This window comes from Sulfitobacter sp. F26169L (assembly GCF_026410285.1).
Lineage (GTDB): Bacteria > Pseudomonadota > Alphaproteobacteria > Rhodobacterales > Rhodobacteraceae > Sulfitobacter.
This window is the reverse complement of the sequence record NZ_JAPMLP010000001.1, coordinates 479,580-502,846: the sequence shown is the minus strand read 5'-3', so window position 1 is coordinate 502,846 and position 23,267 is coordinate 479,580. Positions and strand designations below refer to the sequence as shown.

At 57.2% G+C, this 23,267-nt stretch carries 21 protein-coding genes; 9 read left to right on the top strand and 12 right to left on the bottom strand.

Annotated features, from left to right (window positions below; genetic code table 11):
• Positions 1-15: 15 nt before the first annotated feature.
• The 8 genes from OS189_RS02360 to OS189_RS02325 all read right to left on the bottom strand — a co-directional run bounded on the left by OS189_RS02360 (position 16) and on the right by OS189_RS02325 (position 10,450).
• Positions 16-1,170 carry an MFS transporter gene (locus OS189_RS02360; protein ID WP_267165670.1) on the bottom strand — a complete coding sequence of 385 codons (1,155 nt, stop codon included), beginning with the start codon at positions 1,168-1,170 and terminating at the stop codon, positions 16-18.
• A 13-nt stretch (positions 1,171-1,183) separates the two neighbouring features.
• Complete coding sequence (locus OS189_RS02355; protein WP_267165669.1) at positions 1,184-1,747, bottom strand: class I SAM-dependent methyltransferase; 564 nt, start codon at positions 1,745-1,747, stop codon at positions 1,184-1,186.
• A gap of 410 nt (positions 1,748-2,157) precedes the next feature.
• Positions 2,158-3,552: a dihydrolipoyl dehydrogenase gene (gene lpdA / locus OS189_RS02350; RefSeq protein WP_267165668.1), complete on the bottom strand. Its 1,395-nt coding sequence runs from the start codon at positions 3,550-3,552 to the stop codon at positions 2,158-2,160.
• Between the two features lie 79 nt (positions 3,553-3,631).
• A complete protein-coding gene (locus OS189_RS02345; RefSeq protein ID WP_267165667.1) occupies positions 3,632-3,832 on the bottom strand; it encodes a hypothetical protein in 201 nt (66 codons plus the stop codon).
• Between the two features lie 61 nt (positions 3,833-3,893).
• A complete protein-coding gene (locus OS189_RS02340) occupies positions 3,894-4,478 on the bottom strand; it encodes a DUF924 family protein (protein ID WP_267165666.1) in 585 nt (194 codons plus the stop codon).
• A gap of 156 nt (positions 4,479-4,634) precedes the next feature.
• A complete protein-coding gene (locus OS189_RS02335; protein WP_267165665.1) occupies positions 4,635-5,906 on the bottom strand; it encodes an MFS transporter in 1,272 nt (423 codons plus the stop codon).
• Between the two features lie 73 nt (positions 5,907-5,979).
• Positions 5,980-7,044, bottom strand: a complete 1,065-nt coding sequence (gene queA, locus OS189_RS02330; RefSeq protein WP_267165664.1) for a tRNA preQ1(34) S-adenosylmethionine ribosyltransferase-isomerase QueA — start codon at positions 7,042-7,044, stop codon at positions 5,980-5,982.
• A 10-nt stretch (positions 7,045-7,054) separates the two neighbouring features.
• Entirely contained in the window at positions 7,055-10,450 is a 3,396-nt protein-coding gene (locus OS189_RS02325; RefSeq protein WP_267165663.1) for a YhdP family protein, read from the bottom strand.
• 129 nt (positions 10,451-10,579) lie between these two features.
• On the opposite strand from OS189_RS02325, the gene OS189_RS02320 reads away from it, so the two are divergent.
• The 4 genes from OS189_RS02320 (at position 10,580) to OS189_RS02305 (ending at position 13,844) form a co-directional block, all read left to right on the top strand.
• The gene (locus OS189_RS02320; protein ID WP_267165662.1) at positions 10,580-11,041 is read left to right on the top strand and encodes a peroxiredoxin; all 462 of its coding nucleotides are present in this window, start codon (positions 10,580-10,582) and stop codon (positions 11,039-11,041) included.
• Positions 11,038-11,847, top strand: a complete 810-nt coding sequence (locus OS189_RS02315) for a ferritin-like domain-containing protein (RefSeq protein ID WP_267165661.1) — start codon at positions 11,038-11,040, stop codon at positions 11,845-11,847. Before OS189_RS02320 ends, OS189_RS02315 begins: the two co-directional genes overlap by 4 nt.
• A gap of 181 nt (positions 11,848-12,028) precedes the next feature.
• On the top strand, positions 12,029-13,345 hold the full coding sequence (locus tag OS189_RS02310; protein WP_267165660.1) for a M23 family metallopeptidase: 1,317 nt from the start codon (positions 12,029-12,031) through the stop codon (positions 13,343-13,345).
• Complete coding sequence (locus OS189_RS02305; protein WP_267165659.1) at positions 13,335-13,844, top strand: bactofilin family protein; 510 nt, start codon at positions 13,335-13,337, stop codon at positions 13,842-13,844. The genes OS189_RS02310 and OS189_RS02305 overlap by 11 nt, the downstream gene beginning before the upstream one ends.
• Before the next feature lie 286 nt (positions 13,845-14,130).
• Here OS189_RS02305 and OS189_RS02300 read toward each other — a convergent pair whose 3' ends face one another.
• The 3 genes from OS189_RS02300 to OS189_RS02290 form a co-directional block, all read right to left on the bottom strand.
• Positions 14,131-15,267: a Hint domain-containing protein gene (locus OS189_RS02300; RefSeq protein ID WP_267165658.1), complete on the bottom strand. Its 1,137-nt coding sequence runs from the start codon at positions 15,265-15,267 to the stop codon at positions 14,131-14,133.
• Positions 15,268-15,599: 332 nt separating this feature from the next.
• Positions 15,600-16,154, bottom strand: coding sequence for a peptidylprolyl isomerase (locus OS189_RS02295; protein WP_267165657.1), 555 nt, complete (start codon positions 16,152-16,154; stop codon positions 15,600-15,602).
• On the bottom strand, positions 16,147-16,653 hold the full coding sequence (locus OS189_RS02290; protein ID WP_267165656.1) for a peptidylprolyl isomerase: 507 nt from the start codon (positions 16,651-16,653) through the stop codon (positions 16,147-16,149). Before OS189_RS02290 ends, OS189_RS02295 begins: the two co-directional genes overlap by 8 nt.
• A 135-nt stretch (positions 16,654-16,788) precedes the next feature.
• Between OS189_RS02290 and OS189_RS02285 the strand changes: the two genes are divergently transcribed.
• The 5 genes from OS189_RS02285 (at position 16,789) to OS189_RS02265 (ending at position 22,293) form a co-directional block, all read left to right on the top strand.
• Entirely contained in the window at positions 16,789-17,982 is a 1,194-nt protein-coding gene (locus tag OS189_RS02285; RefSeq protein ID WP_267165655.1) for a phosphoglycerate kinase, read from the top strand.
• A gap of 156 nt (positions 17,983-18,138) precedes the next feature.
• Entirely contained in the window at positions 18,139-18,429 is a 291-nt protein-coding gene (locus OS189_RS02280; RefSeq protein WP_267165654.1) for an FtsB family cell division protein, read from the top strand.
• Positions 18,430-18,561: 132 nt separating this feature from the next.
• On the top strand, positions 18,562-19,581 hold the full coding sequence (gene pdhA / locus OS189_RS02275) for a pyruvate dehydrogenase (acetyl-transferring) E1 component subunit alpha (RefSeq protein ID WP_267165653.1): 1,020 nt from the start codon (positions 18,562-18,564) through the stop codon (positions 19,579-19,581).
• Positions 19,582-19,584: 3 nt separating this feature from the next.
• Positions 19,585-20,964, top strand: coding sequence for a pyruvate dehydrogenase complex E1 component subunit beta (locus tag OS189_RS02270; RefSeq protein WP_267165652.1), 1,380 nt, complete (start codon positions 19,585-19,587; stop codon positions 20,962-20,964).
• A gap of 12 nt (positions 20,965-20,976) precedes the next feature.
• Positions 20,977-22,293: a pyruvate dehydrogenase complex dihydrolipoamide acetyltransferase gene (locus OS189_RS02265; protein ID WP_267165651.1), complete on the top strand. Its 1,317-nt coding sequence runs from the start codon at positions 20,977-20,979 to the stop codon at positions 22,291-22,293.
• Positions 22,294-22,427: 134 nt separating this feature from the next.
• Here the strand turns inward: OS189_RS02265 and cysE are convergent, their stop codons facing one another.
• On the bottom strand, positions 22,428-23,240 hold the full coding sequence (gene cysE, locus OS189_RS02260; protein WP_267165650.1) for a serine O-acetyltransferase: 813 nt from the start codon (positions 23,238-23,240) through the stop codon (positions 22,428-22,430).
• Positions 23,241-23,267 lie beyond the last annotated feature (27 nt).

Below are 23,267 nucleotides of genomic sequence, written 5' to 3'. Positions count from 1 at the left end.
AACAAACAGTAAACATCAGGTTTTTCTGCGCAGGGCGGACAGTAAGATGTGCAGGATCAAGCCGAGGGTAAAGGCGCTGCCCGCAAGAACCGGCAGGCTGGCATAGCCCCAGCCGACCAACGCCATGGCCATCACCGGCGTGCCCAGTGTGTTGCCAAGGTTGCCCATCTGCGCCATGGCCGCATTGGCTTGCGTCTGCGTGGTTGTGTTGGTGTTCAATTGCGGCACCGCTGCAAAGCTGGCCCCCTGTATCAGCCCGATTGCCCCCGCAACGGCCAGACAGGCCAGCGGGTCTGCCGGAACCAGCCACAGCCAGAGCATACACACCGACGACAGTCCAAAGCCCAGCATCGCGACCTGCACGGCAGGAAAAACGCGCAGCAATGCGACCCCGAGCGTCATGGAAACAGCAATACTGGTCAACGGCATCGCCCCCATCACCAACGCGCGGATTGACGGATCAAGATAGGGCGGCAGAACGGTCAGCATTGACACAAAGCAGAACGTGTAAAACAGCCAGCCAATCGCAGGCGCAGAGATATATGCCGAGCGGTAGATGGTGGAATGGGTGGCAAATACCGTGCGCAACGACAATTCCGGCGGCGCATCCTCGACCGGCAGGCGGCGCAGGCGTGAGCCGAGGTAGAGCGCGAAAACCGCCATATAGACAGCGTGCAGCCCGAAAAGCGCAGGTATCCCCGCCCCTATTGCCAGAGGCCGTCCGCCCCATGCCATAACGGCAAAGGCAACGCCGAAAAACGTGCCCCAAAGGGTCAGCGCCAGACCGCGCTGCCGGTCTGTGGCGATCTGTGCAATCAGGGTGGGCGCCGCGACAACGATCGCGAGGTGTGATACGCCCTCAACCAGCCGCAGGGCCAGCATGACAGGCAGCGGTGGCAGCATCGCCTGCCCCAATGATACCGCAGCCCCCAACCACAGCGCCCACAGCAGCGAGCGGCGATAGCGGATGCGCGCCACCAGCATGGCCGATACCACACCCAGCACAATGCCCACCCCGCCGACAACTGACACCAGCCAGCCCAAGGCCGCGCCCCCGTCGGGATATACCCCGCCCAGCAGATCATAGATCGCTGAAATTTTGGCGTATTGCATCGCCGCGCCCAGGCCCGCCCCCCAAAGCGCCAGCATCAGCGGCCAAGATCCCTTCATGCTTCGACAGTCATCAGCTACGCTCGGCCATGGCCCATGCGCAGATCGGCATCATCGGATCATCTTCGATGTCGTCAGTCACTTCGTCGTATTCCGGCGGCCACTTTTCCTCCAGGTTGCGCTGCGCCACGTGGCGGTTGCCCCATTGGAACGACTGGATCAGATCTTCCTCGAAACCGCACTCGATCAGGAAATTTTTGAGCCCGCGCGCGGACCAGCGTGAATTATCCATCGGCGCTGCGTGGAACGGTACAAAAAACGGTACCGCAACCCAGAATTTGCCGCCTTTCTTGAGCATCTGGCGCACATGTTTGGTGGCCAAATAGGGGCGGTCCAGATGCTCCCAAACCTGATTGGCAAGGATCAGATCGAATTTGCGCGGCTTGCCGGTTTCGGGATCAATGTAGGGACCCGCGCAAATGTCATATTCGGGGTAGCGGAATTGTTCGTAGCTTTTGAAATCAAACTGCTCGCCGTAGTGGCCCGAAATCTCGGCCGCCTTCAGGCGCTGCGGTTCGAGGTCCTGAATCATCTTGCGTGATGCAGGCCCCATGATGACGCGATTGAGACTTACCATAAGTTGAGTATGTCAGTGCGGCGGAGGGGGGTCCAGCGCAATCGCGGCTGGTTAATCTTTGTTGGCCAGACTGTGGGATTTCACCGGTTGCAAATAGACCGCAAAAGGGCTGGGCGGCACCCATGCCTTATATAAAAAGACCACCAGCAGGAAAGCGCGCCAACCGCGCACCCGCGAGGAAGCCAGTGGCGGTCCATCGGCCAGCAGCGCGACGGCGTCATCCGCATCCTAGTCAAGCACAAGGACGCGCGCGCCGCCTAGCGCAATCGAGTGATACGAAAGGTTGGTGGCGGCGTGGAAGATATCGACCGTCGCCCAGATATCCCCACTGCGTAGCTTCGCCAGAACAAGCGCCGGCGCGCCTGCCCTGTCCACGCGGGCCACACATGTAAACTGCGCGCTGTCATGGCTTACATGTGGATGACTTTTCCGTAGGCATCCAGCACTGATTCATGCATCATTTCCGACAGGGTCGGATGCGGGAATACGGTGTTCATCAGGTCTTCTTCAGTGGTTTCAAGCTGGCGGCCCACGATATAGCCCTGAATCAACTCGGTCACTTCGGCCCCGATCATGTGCGCGCCAAGCAGTTCACCGGTTTTTTCGTCAAAGATGGTTTTGATCATCCCGCTTTCTTCACCCAGCGCGATGGCCTTACCATTGCCGATGAACGGAAAGCGGCCCACTTTGATTTTGTAGCCAAGCTCCTTGGCTTTGGCTTCGGTATAGCCCACCGATGCAACCTGCGGATGGCAATAGGTGCATCCTGCGATGCTTTCGGGTTTGACGGGGTGCGGGTGCTTGCCTGCGATCAGTTCGGCCACCATCACACCCTCGTGCGATGCTTTGTGCGCCAGCCATGGGGCGCCCGCGATGTCACCAATCGCATACAGCCCTTCAACACCGGTACGGCAGTATTCATCGGTGATGACGTGGGTGCGGTCGATCTTCACGCCCAGCTCTTCAAGGCCGAGGTTTTCGACGTTGCCGACAATGCCCACAGCACTGATCACCGTGTCGAATTCCTGCTTTTCGATCTTACCGCCAACTTCGATATGTGCAGTCACCTTGTCGCCGGCGCGATCAAGCTTTTTGACCATCGCTTTTTGCATGATCTTCATGCCCTGCTTCTCGAATGCCTTCTTCGCAAAGGCCGAGATTTCCGCGTCCTCAACAGGCAGGACGCGGTCCATCACTTCGACCACGGTCGTATCAGCGCCCAGCGTGTTATAAAAGCTGGCGAATTCAATGCCGATTGCGCCTGATCCGATGACCAGCAGCTTTTTGGGCATATGTGGGGGTTGCAGGGCGTGGCGATAGGTCCAGACCAGCTTGCCGTCCGCCTCCAGCCCCGGCAATTCGCGCGCGCGCGCTCCAGTGGCCAGCACGATGTTCTCCGCGGTCAGGTTTTCGGTGCCTTTTTCGGTTTTGACAGTGACTTTACTCTTGGCGGGTATTGTCGCCTCCCCCATGATCACGGCGATTTTGTTCTTCTTCATCAGATGCCCGATCCCGCCCGAAAGCTGCCCCGCCACCTTGCGCGAGCGTTTGACTACGGCGTCCAGATCATAATCAATGCCATCCGCCTTGAGGCCGAATTCCTTTGCGCGGTGCATCAGGTGGAACACTTCGGATGATCGCAACATTGCCTTTGTCGGGATACATCCCCAGTTCAGGCAAATGCCGCCCAGATTTTCACGCTCGATGATACAGACATTCATGCCAAGTTGCGCGCCACGGATGGCGGCGACATAGCCCCCCGGCCCTGCACCAATCACAATCAGATCATAGGAAGTTTCGGCCATGGGTCACCTCGCGCTAACAAATTTATAGTTTATCGTTAAACTATCTCCGAATTCGCGGCAATGGTGAGCGTGAGTGCGATCATCGCTTTCGCTGTTTCAGGAACCAGCCCACGGACAGGCCGACGGCCCCTGCAACCATCAGGAAATAGGCGATGGGGATCATAAAATGGGCGCGCCCCGAAATTCCATCGGCCCACGGGCCGAAATTCGGAAAAGTAAGGACGATTGCGCCTACGATCAGGGCTGCGACCGAAAGCCAGCGAAGGAAAAATGCAGACATCTTGCGTCTCCTCGATAGGTTCTATCTATCAAGAAAACGGTTCAGCCTGCCGGTTCGTTCCTTAAGCAGCAAGATCGGCTTTTAGCTGACGCACTGTGTGCGAATATCCGCCACGGGCCGCGTAGTCACGCTCGCTGCGCGTATCGACGCGGTCAAGCGCTTCGTTGCGATAGGGGAAGCGACCGAACTGGCGGATTACCTCGCGGTGGGCTTGGGCATGTAACAGGTTGTTGCTCCCCTCCTCTGGCATCCGCTCGTGCATCAGCCGCACACAACGGTCCTGATCGCACAGGCTTTCGGAATGCATCAGCGGCAGGTAAAAAAACTGGCGCGCAGGCGGATCAATCTTCATATCCCATCCTTTGCAGATTGCCTGCTTGGCTGTCGCAAGGGCAATCGGGTCCAGCGCAAAAGCCTTGCCGGAGCCACGGAACATATTGCGCGAGAATTGGTCAGCGACGATCAGATAGGCCAGCGCACCGGACGCGGAAGTCAGCCACTCGGTCAGCCCGCCATCGCGGAGTTCTTCCCACGCGGCCATAAACGTTTCGCGGATTTCACTGTCCACGGCGTCGTCGACTGCGTACCAACCCTTCGGTCCGACACGGTCTAACCAGAACTCAAGTACCTTTTCAGGACCAACCATAGCTATCTCCTCTTCTTTACAAAGCGCCTAGCTCCACCAGTAAAGGACAGATTTAACTATATTAATACACACGTTTTACGACAAACGGTTACATTTAGCGCAATCATCTGTCGTAAATGACCACATGTTTCCTTTAGAGGGCAGGAATTCGCCGGTTCAAGTGGCGGCTTCCTGGGCTTCTTCCTCTTCTATTTCGGTTTCGATCGCGTATTCCTGCGCGATTTCCATTGCCACAGATGTGGCTGTCGGACCCATTGGCACGAAAGAGCCTGTTTCGTCCGCAGGCACGGCAGGGCGCACGGTTGAGCGGTAACCGGCGTAAAGGATCATCGCCCCAAACAATAGCGCCGTGAACAGATAAAAACCGCCCGGCCCCAGTGATGTGCCCATCATCCAACCGGTGATCATCGGCCCCAGAATTGCGCCCAGCCCGTTGATAAAGATCAACCCTCCCGAGGCGGCTGCCATGTCGTCATGCTCAAGAAAGTCGTTGGTGTGCGCGATCAGCAGGGAATAAAGCGGATTGGCCATGCCACCGATGACAAAGGCAGAGACAAGCAGCAATCCAAAGACATGACCCAGCATCATCCCCATGACCGATCCCGCCCCGCCGATGACGGAAACGATGATGATTAGAAAACGTCTGTCCATCCGGTCGGAAATCCAGCCGATGGGGTATTGCAGCACAACAGCGCCGATAAAGAATGTCGCAACAAAGGTTGAAATCTGTGCAACGCTCAGCCCTGCCTCGGCACCGTATACCGCCGACATGCCAAACTGTGCCGAAAAGATGCCGCCAAGAATAAACATACCCACACAACCAAGCGGCGAGAACCCCATCAGTTCTTTCAGGCTCATCGGTTTGGTCGTCTCGAAGGCCGGTGTTGGGCTGATGGACAGCAGGATCGGGGTGATGGCGATGCTCACCAGGACGGAAGGAATAACAAACAGGATGAACCCCCCCGGATCGGCAGACAGCAGCAGCGCTTGCGCAGCGACGATGCCCAAGGTCTGGACGATCATATAGAGGGACAGGGCCTGACCGCGGTTGGTATTGTCAGCGGCGTTGTTCAGCCAGCTTTCCGCCGTCACATAGACCGCCGAAAAGCAGAACCCGATCAGCACGCGCCCCAGGGTCCACAAAGCGACATTGGGAAATGTGGGATACAGGATCATCACTGCAGAGATGGCCGAAGCAAGGGCCGCAAATACCCGAACGTGACCCACCCGCCGGATCATCTTGGGCGCAAGCCGCGATCCGCCAAGGAAGCCGACGAAATAAGCCGACATCACAATCGACATCATGAAGGTGTCGAATCCTTCGATCTGGCCACGGATACCCAGCAAAGTGCCTTGCATGCCGTTACCGACCATCAAAAGAAACATGCCGAACAAGAGCGCCCATGCGCTTGAGAGGACCTGAAACATTATGCGGCTCCTGTAAAATCAAATCACCCCTAACGGCTGCGCGCCGGCGGTGTCGGGTCTGTAGGCGACTCGTTCAGTCGCTTTTGCGCGGCGGTATCAGGAGTGATCCGTCTCCGTAAGAGAAGAATCGATACTTGTTGCGCACCGCGTGGGAATAAATCGCGCGGATTGTGTTTTGACCCATCAGCGCAGAAACGAGCATCATCAGGGTCGAGCGCGGCAAATGGAAATTCGTCATCAACGCATCCGCGACGTTAAAGCGGAAGCCGGGGGTGATAAAGATGTCTGTATCGCCTTCCCACGGTGCGATGCTGCCGCCCTGGCCTGCTGTTTCGATCAGACGCAAAGCGGTGGTGCCAACGGGAATGATCCGCCCGCCTGCTTTTTTGGTGGCTACGATTTCGGCTGCGGCCTGCGCGCTGACCTGCCCCCATTCGGCGTGCATCTTGTGATCGGCAATATCATCGACCTTTACGGGCAGGAATGTACCCGCGCCCACATGCAGCGTGACATAGGTAAACTCGACCCCGATGTCGCGCAGCGCCTCTAGCAAAGGCGCGTCGAAATGCAGCGAGGCCGTGGGCGCGGCAACTGCCCCTGCCGTCTTGGCCCAGACGGTTTGATAATCGGTCTTGTCCTGCGCATCGGCCGGGCGTTTGGCCGCGATGTAGGGGGGCAACGGCATGGCGCCTGCCGCATTCAGCGCAGTGTCAAAACCCTCATCCGTTAAATTGAACCGCAGATAGGCCAGCCCGTCGCTGATGTTCTCGAATGTGGCGCGCAGATCGTCGGAGAACACAATCTCTTCGCCTGCTTTCAGTTTCTTCAACGGCTTGACCAGCGCGCTCCACACACCCGCATCCGCCTGCGGCTCCAGCAGGGTTGCCTCGATCTTGGCGGCAACGCGCCCTTGGGCCGTATCGCGGTGGCGCAGGCCGGACAGGCGCGCGGGGATCACGCGCGTGTCATTCAGCACCAGACGGTCGCCCGCGCGCAACCAGTCCACCAGATCATGCACATGGGCATCATGGATCACGTCACCCTGCGCCACCAGCAAACGTGCGGACGAGCGCGGCTGCGCGGGACGCACGGCAATCAACTCTTCGGGCAGGTCAAAATCAAAATCACTCAGTTTCATGCGCCTGCCCCTAGCGGCCTTCGTAGCCGCGATCAACGGGCGATTTTTCACGCGGCTGTGGGGGTGGCGCTGTTTCGCCGTCCACGCGGGGCAATTGCGTTTTCGGGGCGCGGAAAATGTCGCGCAGCCCCCCCGGTGCCAGCACCGAAAGCGGATTGATCGCCACTTTGGGGTTTTTCGCCGCCCCCGTCAGTGTATAGTTAAAACCAAGCAGCCCCTCGCCTTTGCGCGTCAGCAGCGAGCCGATACCGTTGAGCAGATAAACAGGCGTGATCACCCCCTGCATCGCAATCTGGCCCGTATCGGTGGCAAAGACCCCGTCAATCGACAGGCCGAGCGATGCCCCCACCGCGCTGCCACGGCGCAGTGTCATGCGACCGGGAGTAAGACGAAATTCGGCCTCGACCTCTTCGAAATAGATACCATCGCCGTTCATTTCATTAACCAGACCCACGACCGACAATGAATTGACCAGCGCGGCCATGGACGGCGCATCCTTGATCGAGATTCCCTCGACCTTCAGCCGTCCGTCAAATGCCCCGCCGCTGCCCACGGGCAACAGTGACATATCAAGCGTGCCGCCGACCGCTTGTTGCAACACGCCGGCCGAGCGCAGCACGCCGCCTGCATCCGCCGAGCTGACCCGCACAGCGATGCGGCCCCTTTGGGGGACAATGCGGCCTGAAATGCCTGTGCCGCCATTGATGCGCGCCTCGAACGGGCCATCAAGGCCGCCGGTGGTCTTGAAGTCTCCGGCCAGCCCCTGAAGCCAGATTGTATCGGATATTTGCAACCGGTCCAAACGGACACGCATGGGCGGCCCGGGCGGACCGGAAACACCACCAGCACCGTTGCCGCCGCCCGTGCCGAATGTGGCGTTGCGCAAATCCAGACGCCCGCCGCGCACGACCACCTGCGGTGCGCGCCCTGCACCCTGGCCGACAAGGGCGGCCTGCACATCCAGCCAGCTGTTAAGGCGCAAACGATCCAGCTCCAGCGCAGCCAGACCGCCGCCGGCAGCCAGCGTGATATTGCCTTTGGCCGAAAGCCCTGCCGCATCAAGACTGATCGCGGTGACAGCAGGTTTTGCCCCCAGGCGGATGTTCATATCCAGCGCGCCTCTTGCCCCCGCGGATTTGCGCCAGCCCAGTTGCGGGATCTGCACGGTTGCGTCTTGCAAGTCGGACCGTAGGGTCATCTGCGGGGCGGTGCCGCGGGCAAAATCAATTCCGATGTCCGCATTCGTTGAACCGCTCAACATGCCCTCGGGCAATGCCACGTTAAACGCGGCCAATGCTTGCGGGGTGATCTGCGCAGTGCCGCGCAGGGTACTTTTTGACGCGCCTTCACCAATTGGCTGCTGCCAGCGCCCGTCAAACGCCACACCGTCCAGCGTACCCTGCCCTGCGATCTCGACACCTGTGTTGCTGGCCGTCAGCGTCATGCGCTCGGAGGCCAGTCTGCGGCCTTTTATCAGCTTGGTGCTGGCAAGGTTCAACAGATCACCGCTGACGTCAAAGACTACCGCACTGGTGCCGCTGCCGCGTTTGAGCGGGAAAGACAACGTGCCAGACACCACCGCCTGCCCCTCGCCCAGATCAACAGGCAGGCCCGCGCGCTGCATCACCTGCATCGGCTGCTGGTCCAGTGTCCATAGTGCGGCGGTAACCGGCGCCGTTGCATTCAGGCGCACCACAGCAGGCGCGCCCCCTGTTACGCTGGTATCGGGAATGATGAAGGCGGTCCGCTCAACCCGCACCTCACCGCCAGTTCCTGCCTGAACGACACCTTCATCAACCGAAACGACAAATCGCGTGCCATCAAGGCTTGCGTGGCCGCGTGCGCGCTTGGCCGGCGGCAGGGATTTCAGAAATCTGACTTCCGCATCCTGATAATCAAACGCCAGAAAAAGCCGTGGTTTTTGCGCAGGTTCGATCCGCAAGGCAAAATCGGCATTGTTGATATCACCGGCAATCAGATTTTCAGCCAGCCATTTGCGGGTTTTCGCTTTTACCCCCTCGGGCCACAGCGCCATGATCCGCGCTGGCGTGATGGTATCCGCGCGCGCATCCAGCGATACGTTCCAGCCCGCCGGTTCAGCGCTGAGAGTGCCCGACGCATGGCGTGTCTGCCCCTGATCAAAGATATCCAACCGCCCGATGTCGAGCTTGAACGGCGCTGTTTGCAGGCGAAAGTCGATCTCTGCCCCGTCCAGTTCGACGGGATCGGGGTAAAAGTCCATCGGATCGGCGCGCAGTTCGCTGATGGTGAACTGGCCCACCAGCGCCTCCAATGCGCCTGTCTTCAAACCTGTCAAGGTGGCAGAGCCGTTGGCACGTGCGGTGACCCACTTGCTGCGCACCGACAGTTCGTCGAAACGCAGCAGATCGCGTGCCGCATCATAGGTGAAATAACTGCGCGCAGATTCAAACGGGATCGGACGCGTGCCATCGTTCGGCTGCACAGCGCCTGCACCGATTTGCAAACTAGCGCTGAGCGGCGCAAGCGTGCCGTCCGCGCGTACCCCCGAGCGTACCGCGCCCGAAATAGGCGCACGCAACGCGCCCAGCCATGCAAATGCAGGGCTCTGCGTGGCGATGTCGGCGGCAGAAGCATCCACAAGGCGCACGCCGAACTGGGCCTCCGGCGCGCCGATAGGACTGGTAAAGTTCGCCGCAAGCGTGGTCACCCCCGCCCCGTCTGCCAGCAAGGCAAGATCGGCATTCACCACCAGCGCGCCGTCTTTTCGTTCTGCGATGATGCGCCCCCCGTCGAGGGTGAAGGCGCGGCCGGCCCGCCGATCAATAAATTGCAGGGTCAGCCCGCGCAACTCGGCATTGTCGAGCGCGACCAGCCCCGGTTGTTGCAAGAATTCGTCCATCCTGCTGACCACGTCGCCTAGTTTTGCTACTTTTCCCGTTTGTTGCGTGGGTGTCGCAATGCCGGTCTGCAAAGCAATGCTGCCGTCCTGTTCACGGATCAATGTGGCAAATACACCGCGCAACGCCACCTCGGCCGGTTGCAGGCTGCCCTTGCGCAGAGATTCCATCGACAGGCGCACGCGCGCCTCGGAAAAACGGATCAGTTCACGGCCTTGGGGCGTTGCGACCGCAACATCGCGCAGACGCACCCGCGGTCGCCAGCCCTCTTCCATCAGCAGGCGCAATTCACCAAAGGTGATATTAACCTGCGGAAATTCGGTGACTAGCCGCTGCTCGATGCGCTGTTCAACCCAGTTGGGCATGACAACAGGGCGATCATAAAAGAAATAGACGGCCCCCACCAGCGCCACAAGCGTCAGCACAAGCAACGACCAGATCGCGTTAAACACCCCCAGCACCAACAAAAACCAGCCGCGTTTTCGGCGGGGCGGCTTTGCAGACGTTGGCGGGGATGTATCGGCCATCTGGTTCCGGTCACTGGTAAAGGGTGTTACACCACATGCGGCATGGGTTGAATTGCTTCGACCCTGCCCCACTATGACAGAGGTGCGCGCAGCCTCCAAGGGCGCGCCAATCACAGATGCGAGTTTGATATGCCAGAGATTTCCGACACCGCCCCCGATTTCACCCTACCCGTGACAGGCGGTGGTGACATTACCCTGAGCGCGCTGAAAGGCGGGCCTGTTGTGCTGTTTTTCTACCCGCGTGACGACACCCCCGGCTGCACCAAGGAAAGCATCGGCTTTTCGCAGCATCTGGACGCGTTCAGGGACGCGGGCGCAAAGGTGTTCGGCATTTCGCGTGATACGATGGCCAAGCATGACAAATTCACCGCAAAACATGATCTGAGTGTGCCGCTGCTGTCTGACGAAGAAGGTACAGTGACCGAAGCCTATGGCGTTTGGGTCGAAAAGAATATGTACGGCAAGAAATCCATGGGGATCGAACGCGCGACCTATCTGATCGATTCCAATGGTGACATTGCCCGCATCTGGCGCAAGGTAAAAGTAGCGGGTCATGTCGAAGAAGTGCTGGAAGCGGTACGCGCGCTATGATTGCACTGGCGCAGATGGCGGAGGCGGTTCTGAGGACAGCGGACGGGCGCGAGAAAACCGCGCTATCACACGAGTTCGCAGCGCAATGGCGCGCGGCACGCGCTGATGGAGACAGCCCAGAGATCGGCACCGCCAAACCGCCGATGCAGCCTGCGCGCCCGGCCAAGCCTGACCTGCTCAGCCCGCGTGACGTACCCCACCGCAAACCCGGCACACCGGAGGGACGCATTGCCATGCTTCATGCGGTTGCGCACATAGAGCTGAATGCAGTTGATCTGCACTGGGACATCATCGCCCGGTTCTGCGATGTGGATATGCCCATCGGGTATTATGACGACTGGGTGAAAGCCGCCGATGAAGAATCAAAGCATTTCAATTTGATGTGTGACTGCCTTGAAGCGGAGGGCAGTCATTACGGCGCCTTGCCTGCTCATGCAGGAATGTGGCGCGCAGCGCAGGACACAGCAGATGATCATATGGGCCGTCTTGCGGTTGTGCCCATGGTTCTGGAAGCGCGCGGGTTGGATGTAACGCCAAATATGATCAAGGTATTCAAACAGGCGAAAGCCACCCAAGCTGTTGAAGCGCTTGAGATTATCTACGCCGAAGAAGTGCATCACGTGGCCTACGGATCTAAATGGTTCCACTATTTATGTGGTCGTCACGGCCTGGACCCCACGCCAAAATTCCATGCGCTTGTGCGACAGTATTTCCACGGGAATCTCAAACCACCCTTCAACGAGGAAAAACGTGCCGAAGCGGGTATTCCGCCCGATTTTTACTGGCCTCTTGCGCAAGACGCCTGAACATAAGGGCTCAATCCACTGAAGTAGGCGGATTTTTGCCCATATGACACAGAAAGCGGCGGTGGTTCGTCGTGATGGGTCGGAAGGGTTGCCCGATGCCCCTGCGGTAGTTATTGCAAAACCGTTAACGGAGTTGTGAGGGACACACAAATCCGCGAGGGGACCGAAGGGAAAAACACACGTGCGTACAAAGCTCGCGATTAAAACCACTGCATTTCTGGAGCAATATTTTCCGGAACGGCGCGTATTTCTGAAATCTGACAATGACACTCGGTTTATCCGCTTGCGTCCCGGCACACAGCTTGTAGCGCTGGCGGGATCATCTTTGTTGGTTGCCTGGGCTATTATTGCAACGGCCGTTATCCTGATGGACAGCATCGGCTCTGGCAATTTCCGCGAGCAGGCAAAGCGTGACCAGCGGACTTATCAGGCCCGTCTGAACGATCTGAGCGCCCAGCGAGACACGCGCGCCGAAGAGGCGCTGGCCGCGCAAGAGCGTTTCAATGCCGCCCTCGCCCAAATTTCCGTCATGCAATCCGAACTGCTTACGTCCGAGACACGCCGCCGCGAATTGGAAACCGGCATCGACGTGATCCAGTCGACCCTGCGCGACACAATGAAAGACCGGGAAACAGCACGCAGTCAGGTTGCCATGTTGCAATCTGAAAATGGCGGTTCTGTTCAGGTCGCGGCAAATACCGCGCCGATGGACTTTCTTTCTGACGCGCTGGCCCGCACCGCAAAAGAGCGCGATCAAGTCATCCTGGATTCGCAAGACGCGCTGTTGATGGCGGACGAGTTGAACCAGAAAATCACCGTCATGCAGGAACAGAACGATGCGATCTTCCGACAGTTAGAGGAAGCGATGACCGTATCTGTTGCCCCGCTGGACCGGATGTTCCGCGCGGCGGGCATGCCGACAGAGCGTATTCTGGAAACCGTGCGCCGTGGCTATTCCGGTCAGGGTGGCCCGCTGACCCCGCTTAGCTTTACCACACGCGGTGAGCAGCCGACCACTGACACGCTGCGTGCAAACCGCTTGTTGAACCAAATGGATCGGCTGAACCTCTACCGCCTCGCCGCCTCCAAAGCGCCGTTTGCGAATCCTGTGAAGGACGCTTTCCGCTTTACGTCCAAATTCGGCTTCCGCCGCGACCCGAAAACCGGCGGACGCAGGATGCACAGCGGAGTTGATTTTGCCGCAGGCACTGGCACCCCGCTCTATGCAACAGCGGACGGTGTTGTGACTCACGCCGGTTGGGGCTCAGGATATGGACGTTTGGTCAAAATCCAGCACGAATTTGGCATCGAAACACGTTATGCGCACATGTCAAAAATGCGCGTCAAGGTTGGTCAAAGAGTGTCGCGTGGCGACAGAATTGGTGATATGGGTGCTTCAGGACGGGTAACCGGCGTGCATCTACATTACGAAGTGCGCGTAGGTGGCAAGGCCGTCAATCCAATGATCTATATCAAGGCAGCAAACGATGTTTTCTAAGAGCAAAATAAACGAACCGGGTTCCGGTAGTACAGACAACGCAAAGCCCGCAGTTCCTGCGTCCTCTGCGCCACCGGCGTCGGCATCTTCGCAAAAGCCGAGTGAATTCAAGGCCAGCGCCCCCAAGGCCAAGCCTCCGGCCTCTGTGCTGTCAGCCGACCTGCACGTCACCGGCAACATGAAAACAACCGGTGATATTCAGGTTGAAGGCACAGTAGAGGGCGACATTCGCGCGCACCTGCTGACCATCGGCGAAACAGCGACCATCAAAGGCGAAGTGATTGCCGATGACGTGGTCATCAACGGCCGCATCGTAGGCCGTGTGCGCGGCTTGAAGGTACGCCTGACATCAACTGCGCGGGTTGAGGGTGACATCATCCACAAGACCATCGCGATCGAAAGCGGCGCGCACTTCGAAGGCTCCGTCCAGCGTCAGGATGATCCGCTGAACCCGGGTGCCAAATCCGCGCCCGCGCAGAAAGCCAACCCTGCTTCCTGAGCACCGGTTTGCTAGATAGATTTTAAGACGCCGTGAGCCCCGCTCATGGCGTTTTTTTATAGTGCTTAGGATTGTGACCTTAATCCTAGCACATTCGTTTCACGCGCTTTTGGAGCATCTGCTGGATTTCAACCAGAATGTACGGCCGCTTTAAATTGGTCTGCTTTGCTAGCTATTTACGAATAAGCTTGTGGACTGCCCACTGTGCCGACTCGATCGGATATCGCTAAAGTTAGTTGCATCGTCAGCTCGCGCGAAGGGCGCGGCACCGACAAGAATTCAAATTTTAAACACTGGCGCACTGTTGTAGTTTTGAGCTGTAAATTGGCTTCCTGTTGACATCGTGTCGCTGAACCAACTTCTTTATCAATTTGCCTTTCTTCGGAATGTAGCGTGCAGAAGTCGGTTCAAAGGTTGTCTCGAAAATCTTTGGAAATATCGTCTGTATCTCGATACGGCTTTCGGGCGGCAAAGCTTTTAATGCCTGCGAACCGGTAAACAGGCTTTCTGTTGGTGTACCGTTGGACCAGACAATTTCGTGATTGTTCAAAAGAATGTGCCAATATTCTACGCCGTCAGGGTTTTCGTGTAAAATGTCGATCCCATCCAGGGGAAGAAGTTTATTTGCCGGTATCAGAACCTCTTTACAATCAAACATGCGCTTAGCAATCGCTGACGACACAAGAACACGATGCTGCGGCGACACAATCAAATCTCGCGCGGGGTGTCCCTGTCCTAAGGCATCTGCGCGTATGAGAATTGGTTTTAACTTCGGATTCGCCTGAAGCTGGGCATTGCTCAACCTACGCGACCCGATCCATCGAATTGCTTCATAGCCGTTATCATAAGTGAGAACCTGATCAGCAACCTTCAGATTTTCAATCGGGACAGGACCAGACAAAGTCTGGATAAGTGTGTTCGATGCAAAGCAAGGAACATCCTCAATCTCACCACTTGCGTTTGTTGGCCCTGTCACAGCCTGATCAACGACGATGGTATTGGGACCACTATCGTTCCAAGCCGCGTCGATAGCCGCAGTATTTACGGACAGCCCGTTGAACAGTTCCAGCGGCTCTAGCGTTCCGTTATTTGCCTTAACACCATACAACGCGATCGTTCCGTCAGGATTGATTTCCAACCGGACTATCGGATTTTCGTTAGTGCCTGAAAGCTGCCAAACCTCTGGTGTGTTGACGGCATATTGGTCCCCATCAGCAAATCGAACAGTCTGGCCTGCTGTTCCGCTTGTCTGGAACTCCAGTTCGTTTTCTGCTCCTGTTGGTCCGCCAACAAACAAGTTAACGCCATTGATCTGCACACTGAAACTATTGTCCAGGCTCGCGAAATCAATCACCAGGCCTGTACTGGGTGTCGCATCGGTGAATGTCGTTGCGTTACCGCTATCTATATTAAAGGTTGGCATTTCCTTGGCACCCGATCGCGCTGTTGCAGCTAATCGAAGTTAGTGCCTGTCAACCATGGTCAGACAACGGCACAAAGGTGGCATTCTTGCGAGACTGAAGCGGTTTTCTCGTGATGGGGATTCTCCACCTCTCGCCGCACCAGCGTTGGTTTATGAACCCGCAATTTTGAAATAGTCACGAAAATGACATTCACATCTTTGCATCGGCATTCGGTTTTACACGGAATATCGGATGCTGTGTTCAAGGCCGAGTTAACTCGCGTTATCTATTATCAAATACAAAAAAGGCGCCTCGTATGAGACGCCTTTTTAATGGGCTAACTTCTGCGCAATCATTCAGTTACGGTGACGGTTTCCATCATATCGGGTTCACCGATGACAGCGCCGTTGCCGCCGGTGCCCAGCTTGATCGCATCCACAACGTCCTGCCCTTCCGTGACACGGCCGACAACCGTGTACTGGCCGTTCAGAAACGGCGCTTCGTCGAACATGATAAAGAACTGGCTGTTCGCCGAATCGGGGCTTTGGGCGCGCGCCATGCCGACCACACCCTTTTCGAAGGGCGTGTCCGAGAACTCGGCGGGAAGGTCGGGCAGGTCGGAACCGCCGGTGCCTGCGCGGCGCATGTCACTGCCTTTGCGGCCATGCTCTACGTCGCCCGTCTGCGCCATAAAGCCGTCGATAACGCGGTGGAACACAACACCGTCGTATTTGCCATCTGCCGCAAGTTGCGTAATGCGGGCCACATGCTGGGGTGCGATATCTTCGAACAGATCGATCATTACGGTGCCGTTTGCCTCGCCCGCCACTTCGATCTTCAGACCGGACGCGGCAACAGGGCCGGCGAAAAGGGCCGCAAACAGCCCGCCTGCCAGAACCTTATGCATCTGCTGCAACTTTCACGCTGATCATGCGATCAGGGTTTGCCGGTGGCTCGCCTTTGGCGATCTTGTCCACATGCTCCATGCCGGAGATGACGTTGCCGTAAACGGTGTACTGGCCGTTCAGGAAGTCGTTGTCCTTGAAGCTGATGAAGAACTGGCTGTTGGCGGAGTTCGGGTTGGCAGAGCGTGCTGCGCCCAATGCGCCGCGTGCGTGTGGCACCTTGGAAAATTCTGCCGGAACATCGGGATACTGCGAACCGCCTGTACCTGCGGCACGTGGGTTATAGTCTTTTTCCATGTTGGCGTGCTGTACATCACCTGTCTGGGCCATAAAGCCGTCGATGACGCGATGGAAGGCGACGTTGTCATAAGCACCTTCGCGCGCAAGCGTTTTCATACGCTCCACGTGTTGGGGGGCAACATCGGGCAGCAGCTCGATGACAACGGTGCCGTCTTTCAGTTCTATCAGGATAGTATTTTCGGGGTCTTTGATCTCGGCCATGGGGCGCTCCTTCGTAAATCTGTTATGTTACCTAAGGCGCATCGCCAGAATTGCCAAGGCGATGCATTGACCCTCGGCGAGATAACGGCAAAACAACACCTGAACATTGATCACAGACTTGAGGGACCGCATAACATGGGCTGGAAATCACTCGACGATATGGATTTACACGGCAAACGGGTGCTGGTGCGGGTAGATATCAACGTCCCCGTCGAAAAAGGTATGGTCACGGATGCCACGCGGATCGAGCGTATCGTCCCCACGGTGCATGATATTCTGTCCAAAGGCGGCACACCTGTATTGCTGGCGCATTTCGGCCGCCCTAAAGGCAAGGTCAACCTTGAGATGAGCTTGCGGCAGGTGTTGCCTGCGCTCAAACGGGCATTGATGCGCTCTGTCGCGCTGGTGGAGACGCTGGACGCCGCCGAGAACCTGACCGCCGAAGCGGCGGCGGCGGATGTCGTCCTGATCGAAAACATCCGCTTTCACCCCGGTGAAGAAGCAAATGACCCGGAATTCTCCGCCCGTCTGGCCAAGCTGGGTGACGTTTACTGCAATGATGCATTTTCAGCGGCGCACCGTGCGCATGCCTCGACCGAGGGGGTCGCGCACCACCTGCCCTCTTGTGCGGGGCGTTTGATGCAGGCGGAACTGTCGGCGCTGGAAGCGGCCCTGTCAAAGCCTGAACGCCCTGTAGGGGCCGTGGTGGGCGGCGCGAAGGTCTCAACCAAAATCGCATTGCTTGAAAATCTGGTGAACCGTCTTGATCTGCTGGTCATCGGGGGCGGCATGGCAAACACATTCCTGGTGGCGCAAGGCGCGCAACTGGGCGCATCGCTGTGCGAGGATGATTATCTGGATACCGCGCGTGATATACTGGCCCAGGCGGATAAGGCAGGCTGCCGCGTGTTGTTGCCTGTGGACGGGCTGGTTGCGCGCGAGTTCAAGGCCGGGGCGGATCACACCGTCGAGTTGCTTGGACCTGATACTGTACTGGAGGATGACCAGATGGTTCTGGACGCTGGACCGGAAACCGTTTCGCAGGTCGAGATTGCCTTTGACGGTTTGAAAACGCTGATCTGGAACGGCCCGATGGGCGCATTTGAAATTGCCCCCTTTGACACCGCCACTGTTGCTGCCGCGCAGGCCGCAGCAAAGCATACCCGCAATGGCGCGCTGATTTCCGTTGCCGGTGGCGGTGATACGGTTGCGGCGCTAAATCAGGCCGGTGCAGCAGATGATTTCACCTATATTTCGACTGCTGGTGGTGCGTTTCTGGAATGGATGGAGGGCAAAACCCTGCCCGGAGTGGCGGCGCTGGGGGGATAACCTGCGCCTTTCCTCCCACAGATGCCCAAACATTTTCCGCCGAGCGAATCGTAGGGGATTCCTTTTGCGAATCGTCTGTGTCATACTGCATCCATCGCCCGCCAAGAGGCATCCAAACAGCAGAATTCACAGGCATTCGCACCGAGGCATCTATTCATGAGCAAACCGTCGTTCGGCCCCCTATTGTTTTTTGCGATCTCGTTCGCGCTGAGCCTTTATTTCATGTTTGCCGCTGTGCAGGGTGATTTTGGCCTGTTCCGCCGCGCGGAAATCATGGCCGAGGCAAACGACATGCGCGCGCAGCTGTACGCGGTACGTGCGGAGGTAGCCGAAATGGAAAACCTGACCCACCGGCTGTCGGACGACTATCTGGATCTGGATCTGCTGGACGAGCAGGCCCGCTCGGTTCTTGGGATGGTGCGCGCGGACGAGATCGTTATCCGCTAATTTTTTCGTCTGTTCCGAAATGCTGCAAGCCTGCAAAGTTCTCTCGCCAAGCGGATTCGAATCCGCTATGATATAGTTTAACGTTAAACTATATTCGGTGCGGTCATGCTGCATCGACGGGAGGATCGCCTTATGGCTGCCAAAAAGCCAAGTGCCAAAACAACCTCATCCAATGTCTCGGCAGAAGAGTTGATGACATACTATCGCGAGATGCTGCTGATACGGCGATTCGAGGAAAAGGCGGGCCAGTTGTACGGCATGGGTCTGATCGGCGGTTTTTGCCACCTTTACATCGGTCAGGAAGCGGTTGTTGTCGGGTTGGAAGCAACGGCAGAAGAAGGCGACAAACGCATCACTTCCTACCGCGATCATGGTCACATGCTGGCCTGCGGCATGGACCCCAACGGCGTTATGGCAGAGCTGACAGGCCGCGAGGGCGGGTATTCCAAGGGCAAGGGCGGCTCCATGCATATGTTCTCGAAAGAGAAGCATTTTTATGGCGGTCACGGCATCGTTGCAGCGCAGGTGCCGTTGGGTGCGGGTCTGGCATTTGCGGACAAGTACAAAGACAACGGACGCGTTACCTTCACCTATTTCGGGGACGGCGCGGCCAATCAGGGCCAGGTCTACGAGACATTCAACATGGCCGCCCTGTGGCAGTTGCCGTGTATATTTGTGATCGAGAACAATCAGTATGCGATGGGCACATCCCAGCAGCGCTCCACCTCCAGCGCCGAGATCTACGAGCGTGGTAAGGCGTTCGGCATTCCGGGGGAGGCTGTGGATGGCATGGACGTACTGGCGGTGAAAGCCGCTGGCGAAACGGCGGTCAAACACTGCCGCTCCGGCAAGGGCCCCTATATTCTGGAAATCAAGACATACCGCTATCGCGGCCACTCCATGTCTGATCCGGCAAAATACCGCACCCGCGAAGAGGTGCAGAAAATCCGCGACGAGCGTGATCCCATTGAGGCGGTGCGCACCCTGCTGCTGACCGGCAAGCACGCCAGCGAAGACGACCTGAAGGCCGTCGACAAGGAAATCAAAGCCATCGTGAACGAGAGCGCGGAATTTGCCAAAGACAGCCCCGAACCGCATCTGGACGAGCTTTGGACCGACATTTACGCTGACACAATTCCACAGGAGGCTTGAGATATGGCAACCGAAATCCTAATGCCCGCCCTAAGCCCCACCATGGAAGAAGGCACGCTGGCCAAATGGCTGGTCAAGGAGGGCGACACTGTCTCCTCCGGCGATATCATGGCGGAAATCGAAACCGACAAGGCGACGATGGAATTCGAAGCGACCGATGAAGGCGTGATCGGTAAAATTCTGATCGCCGAAGGCACCGAGGGTGTGAAAGTAAACACCGCAATTGCCGTGCTGCTGGAAGAAGGCGAGGATGCATCGGCAATGGATGATGTCGCCGAGAAACCCGCAGAAACTCCGAAAACCGAAAAGAAAGAAGAGCCTTCGCAAGCGGCCCCGACCGAGGGCAAGAAGCAGCCTAAACCGCAGGTCGATACCTCACCCGATTGGCCCCAGGGCACAAAGCTCAAGCAGCAGACAGTGCGCGAGGCTTTACGCGACGGTATGTCCGAAGAGATGCGCCGTGATGAAGATGTTTTCATCATGGGCGAAGAAGTGGCCGAGTATCAGGGTGCCTATAAAATCACCCAAGGTATGCTGGACGAATTCGGCGCCAAGCGCGTGATCGATACACCAATCACCGAACACGGCTTTGCCGGTATTGGCGTCGGTGCCGCGTTTGCCGGATTGAAGCCAATTGTCGAGTTTATGACGTTCAACTTTGCCATGCAGGCGATTGACCACATCATCAACTCTGCGGCCAAGACCCTGTATATGTCGGGTGGTCAGATGGGCGCCCCGATGGTATTTCGTGGCCCCAACGGCGCAGCAGCGCGCGTCGGCGCACAGCACAGTCAGGACTACGCCGCATGGTACATGCAGATACCCGGGTTGAAAGTGGCGATGCCCTATTGCGCGTCGGATTACAAAGGCCTGATCAAAACCGCCATTCGCGATCCGAACCCTGTGATCTTCCTTGAAAACGAGATCCTTTACGGGCGCAGTTTCGATGTCCCCGACCTAGACGACTATACGGTGCCGTTTGGAAAGGCCCGCATCTGGCGCGAGGGCGACGATGTGACGATCGTCAGCTTCGGCATCGGCATGACCTACGCCTTGGAAGCCGCCGAAAAGCTGGCCGAGGAAGGCATCATGGCCGAGGTGATCGACCTGCGCACATTGCGTCCGATGGACACGCCGGCAATCATCAAATCGGTGAAGAAAACCAACCGTCTGGTCACCGTTGAGGAAGGCTGGCCGCAAGGCTCTGTCGGCAGCTACATCAGCTCTGTCGTGATGCAGGAAGCGTTTGACTACCTTGACGCGCCGGTTATCAACTGCACCGGTAAGGATGTCCCGATGCCCTACGCCGCGAACCTTGAAAAACATGCCTTGATCACGGTTGCCGAAGTTATCGACGCTGTGAAAAACGTCACATACAAGTAAGGAGCGGACACAATGCCTACAGAAATCCTCATGCCCGCCCTATCGCCTACCATGGAAGAAGGCACATTGGCCAAATGGCTTGTCAAAGAAGGTGACGAAGTCTCCTCCGGTGATGTTATGTGCGAAATCGAGACAGACAAAGCCACAATGGAATTCGAGGCCGTGGATGAAGGGATCATCGGCAAGATCCTAATTGCCGATGGCACCGAAGGGGTGAAGGTAAACACGCCTATCGCAGTCCTGCTGGAAGAAGGTGAAAGCGCGGATGACATCTCCGATGGCTCCGCCAAACAAGCCAAAACAGACAAGGCCGAAGCGCCTCCCGAAAAACCCGCCAAAGAAGACACAGCCCCCGCCAAAGAGGAGCAAGCCGTCTCAACCGCGCCCGCCGCAGGCACCGATGCAGACGGCGATCGTATTTTCGCCTCTCCCTTAGCCCGCCGCATCGCCGCACAAAAAGGGTTGGACCTTGCCCAGATCAATGGCTCCGGCCCTCGCGGGCGCATAATAAAAGTTGATGTTGAAAACCTCGACAAGACCGATGCCCCTAAGGCCGCGGAAAAACCGGCAGAGGCCGTGCCAGTCGCCGCCGCTCAGAGTTCGTCCAGCGATGCTGTCGCCAAGATGTACGAAGGCCGCGAATACGAGGAAGTCAAGCTGGACGGTATGCGCAAAACCATCGCCGCACGCTTGACCGAAGCCAAACAGACTGTGCCCCATTTCTATCTGCGCCGCGATATCCATTTGGATGATCTGATGGCCTTCCGCGCACAGCTCAACAAACAGCTCGAACCACGTGGCGTAAAACTGTCGGTCAATGATTTCATCATCAAGGCCTGCGCCCTCGCGCTGCAACAGGTTCCCGATGCCAATGCGGTTTGGGCTGGCGACAAGATATTCAAACTTAAACCTTCGGATGTGGCCGTTGCTGTGGCAATCGAAGGCGGCCTGTTCACACCGGTCCTCAAAGACGCGGATATGAAATCGCTCTCCACTCTCAGCGCGGAGATGAAAGACCTCGCCGCCCGTGCAAAAGACAGAAAACTTGCGCCCCATGAATATCAGGGCGGCAGTTTCGCAATCTCCAACCTTGGCATGTTCGGCATCGATAACTTTGATGCTGTTATCAACCCGCCACATGGCGCGATCCTTGCGGTTGGAGCAGGAACCAAAAAGCCTGTGGTCGGCAAGGATGGCGAATTGACCGTAGCCACCGTTATGTCAGTGACTCTATCCGTTGATCACCGCGTCATCGACGGGGCACTGGGGGCGGAATTGCTGAATGCGATCAAAGAAAACCTCGAAGCGCCGATGACCATGCTGGCCTGATATTTCTTTTGGCTGAAAATATCCTGGGGAGTTTGAAGGGCAAAGCCCCTCATCTTCACTTCCAAAGGAATAGTTACCAAAACCAAAAGCCGGAGCGTTGCTCCGGCTTTTAAGCGCTTATCCCGAAATATAGGTCAATCTTCCCAAGGGCCAAGCATATGGTTCATTGAAATCGCCGGTTGATCACACCCGGCTTCCCCGACAATACGCGCAGGAATACCAGCTACGGTTTTGCACGGCGGCACTTCTTCCAGCACGACCGAACCCGCCGCGATGCGGCTGCAATGACCGATCCGGATATTACCCAGCACCTTGGCCCCTGCCCCGATCAAAACGCCGTCACCGATCTTTGGATGACGGTCTTCTTCTTCCTTGCCTGTCCCTCCCAAAGTGACTGAATGCAGCATCGAGACATTGTTTCCGACCACAGCGGTTTCACCAATAACAATCGAATGTGCATGGTCGATCATAATACCTTTGCCAATCCGCGCATTGGGGTGAATATCCACCCCGAATATCTCTGATATACGCATCTGGAAGAAGTACGCCAAATCCTGCTGCTGGTTTTTCCACAGGTGGTGACCAATACGGTAAGCCTGTACAGCCTGATATCCTTTGAAGTACAGGATCGGCTGCAACAGTCTATGGCACGCGGGATCACGCTCATAGATCGCAACCAAATCGGCGCGGGCTGCCTCCACCAGATCAGGGTCCTCTGCATAGGCCTGCTCGACCACTTCGCGCACAACCATCATCGACATTTCGTTTGACGACAGTTTCGCCGCGATGCGATAGGAAAGCGCTTTTTCAATTGAAAGATGGTGCAGGATCGTTGCATGGACAAAACCGCCAATCAGCGGCTCCTTTGCAACGGCTTTTTGGGCATCGCTCTTTATCTGGTCCCAGACCGGATCAACGGAAGTGACATGTCTCTGCGGGCTGGCCATCAAGGATGCTCCTTTTTGTGCAAATAC

Excerpts from the sequence above, each read along its gene's own strand:
- OS189_RS02300 (WP_267165658.1), bottom strand. The coding sequence starts at position 15,267 with ATGCCAACCTTTAATATAGATAGCGGTAACGCAACGACATTCACCGAT.
- OS189_RS02295 (WP_267165657.1), bottom strand. The coding sequence starts at position 16,154 with ATGCATAAGGTTCTGGCAGGCGGGCTGTTTGCGGCCCTTTTCGCCGGC.
- OS189_RS02335 (WP_267165665.1), bottom strand. The coding sequence starts at position 5,906 with ATGTTTCAGGTCCTCTCAAGCGCATGGGCGCTCTTGTTCGGCATGTTT.
- OS189_RS02265 (WP_267165651.1), top strand. The coding sequence starts at position 20,977 with ATGCCTACAGAAATCCTCATGCCCGCCCTATCGCCTACCATGGAAGAA.
- queA (WP_267165664.1), bottom strand. The coding sequence starts at position 7,044 with ATGAAACTGAGTGATTTTGATTTTGACCTGCCCGAAGAGTTGATTGCC.
- OS189_RS02325 (WP_267165663.1), bottom strand. The coding sequence starts at position 10,450 with ATGGCCGATACATCCCCGCCAACGTCTGCAAAGCCGCCCCGCCGAAAA.
- OS189_RS02290 (WP_267165656.1), bottom strand. The coding sequence starts at position 16,653 with ATGGCCGAGATCAAAGACCCCGAAAATACTATCCTGATAGAACTGAAA.
- OS189_RS02360 (WP_267165670.1), bottom strand. The coding sequence starts at position 1,170 with ATGAAGGGATCTTGGCCGCTGATGCTGGCGCTTTGGGGGGCGGGCCTG.
- lpdA (WP_267165668.1), bottom strand. The coding sequence starts at position 3,552 with ATGGCCGAAACTTCCTATGATCTGATTGTGATTGGTGCAGGGCCGGGG.
- OS189_RS02280 (WP_267165654.1), top strand. The coding sequence starts at position 18,139 with ATGAGCAAACCGTCGTTCGGCCCCCTATTGTTTTTTGCGATCTCGTTC.
- OS189_RS02270 (WP_267165652.1), top strand. The coding sequence starts at position 19,585 with ATGGCAACCGAAATCCTAATGCCCGCCCTAAGCCCCACCATGGAAGAA.
- cysE (WP_267165650.1), bottom strand. The coding sequence starts at position 23,240 with ATGGCCAGCCCGCAGAGACATGTCACTTCCGTTGATCCGGTCTGGGAC.
- OS189_RS02305 (WP_267165659.1), top strand. The coding sequence starts at position 13,335 with ATGTTTTCTAAGAGCAAAATAAACGAACCGGGTTCCGGTAGTACAGAC.
- OS189_RS02345 (WP_267165667.1), bottom strand. The coding sequence starts at position 3,832 with ATGTCTGCATTTTTCCTTCGCTGGCTTTCGGTCGCAGCCCTGATCGTA.
- OS189_RS02355 (WP_267165669.1), bottom strand. The coding sequence starts at position 1,747 with ATGGTAAGTCTCAATCGCGTCATCATGGGGCCTGCATCACGCAAGATG.
- OS189_RS02285 (WP_267165655.1), top strand. The coding sequence starts at position 16,789 with ATGGGCTGGAAATCACTCGACGATATGGATTTACACGGCAAACGGGTG.
- OS189_RS02320 (WP_267165662.1), top strand. The coding sequence starts at position 10,580 with ATGCCAGAGATTTCCGACACCGCCCCCGATTTCACCCTACCCGTGACA.
- pdhA (WP_267165653.1), top strand. The coding sequence starts at position 18,562 with ATGGCTGCCAAAAAGCCAAGTGCCAAAACAACCTCATCCAATGTCTCG.
- OS189_RS02340 (WP_267165666.1), bottom strand. The coding sequence starts at position 4,478 with ATGGTTGGTCCTGAAAAGGTACTTGAGTTCTGGTTAGACCGTGTCGGA.
- OS189_RS02315 (WP_267165661.1), top strand. The coding sequence starts at position 11,038 with ATGATTGCACTGGCGCAGATGGCGGAGGCGGTTCTGAGGACAGCGGAC.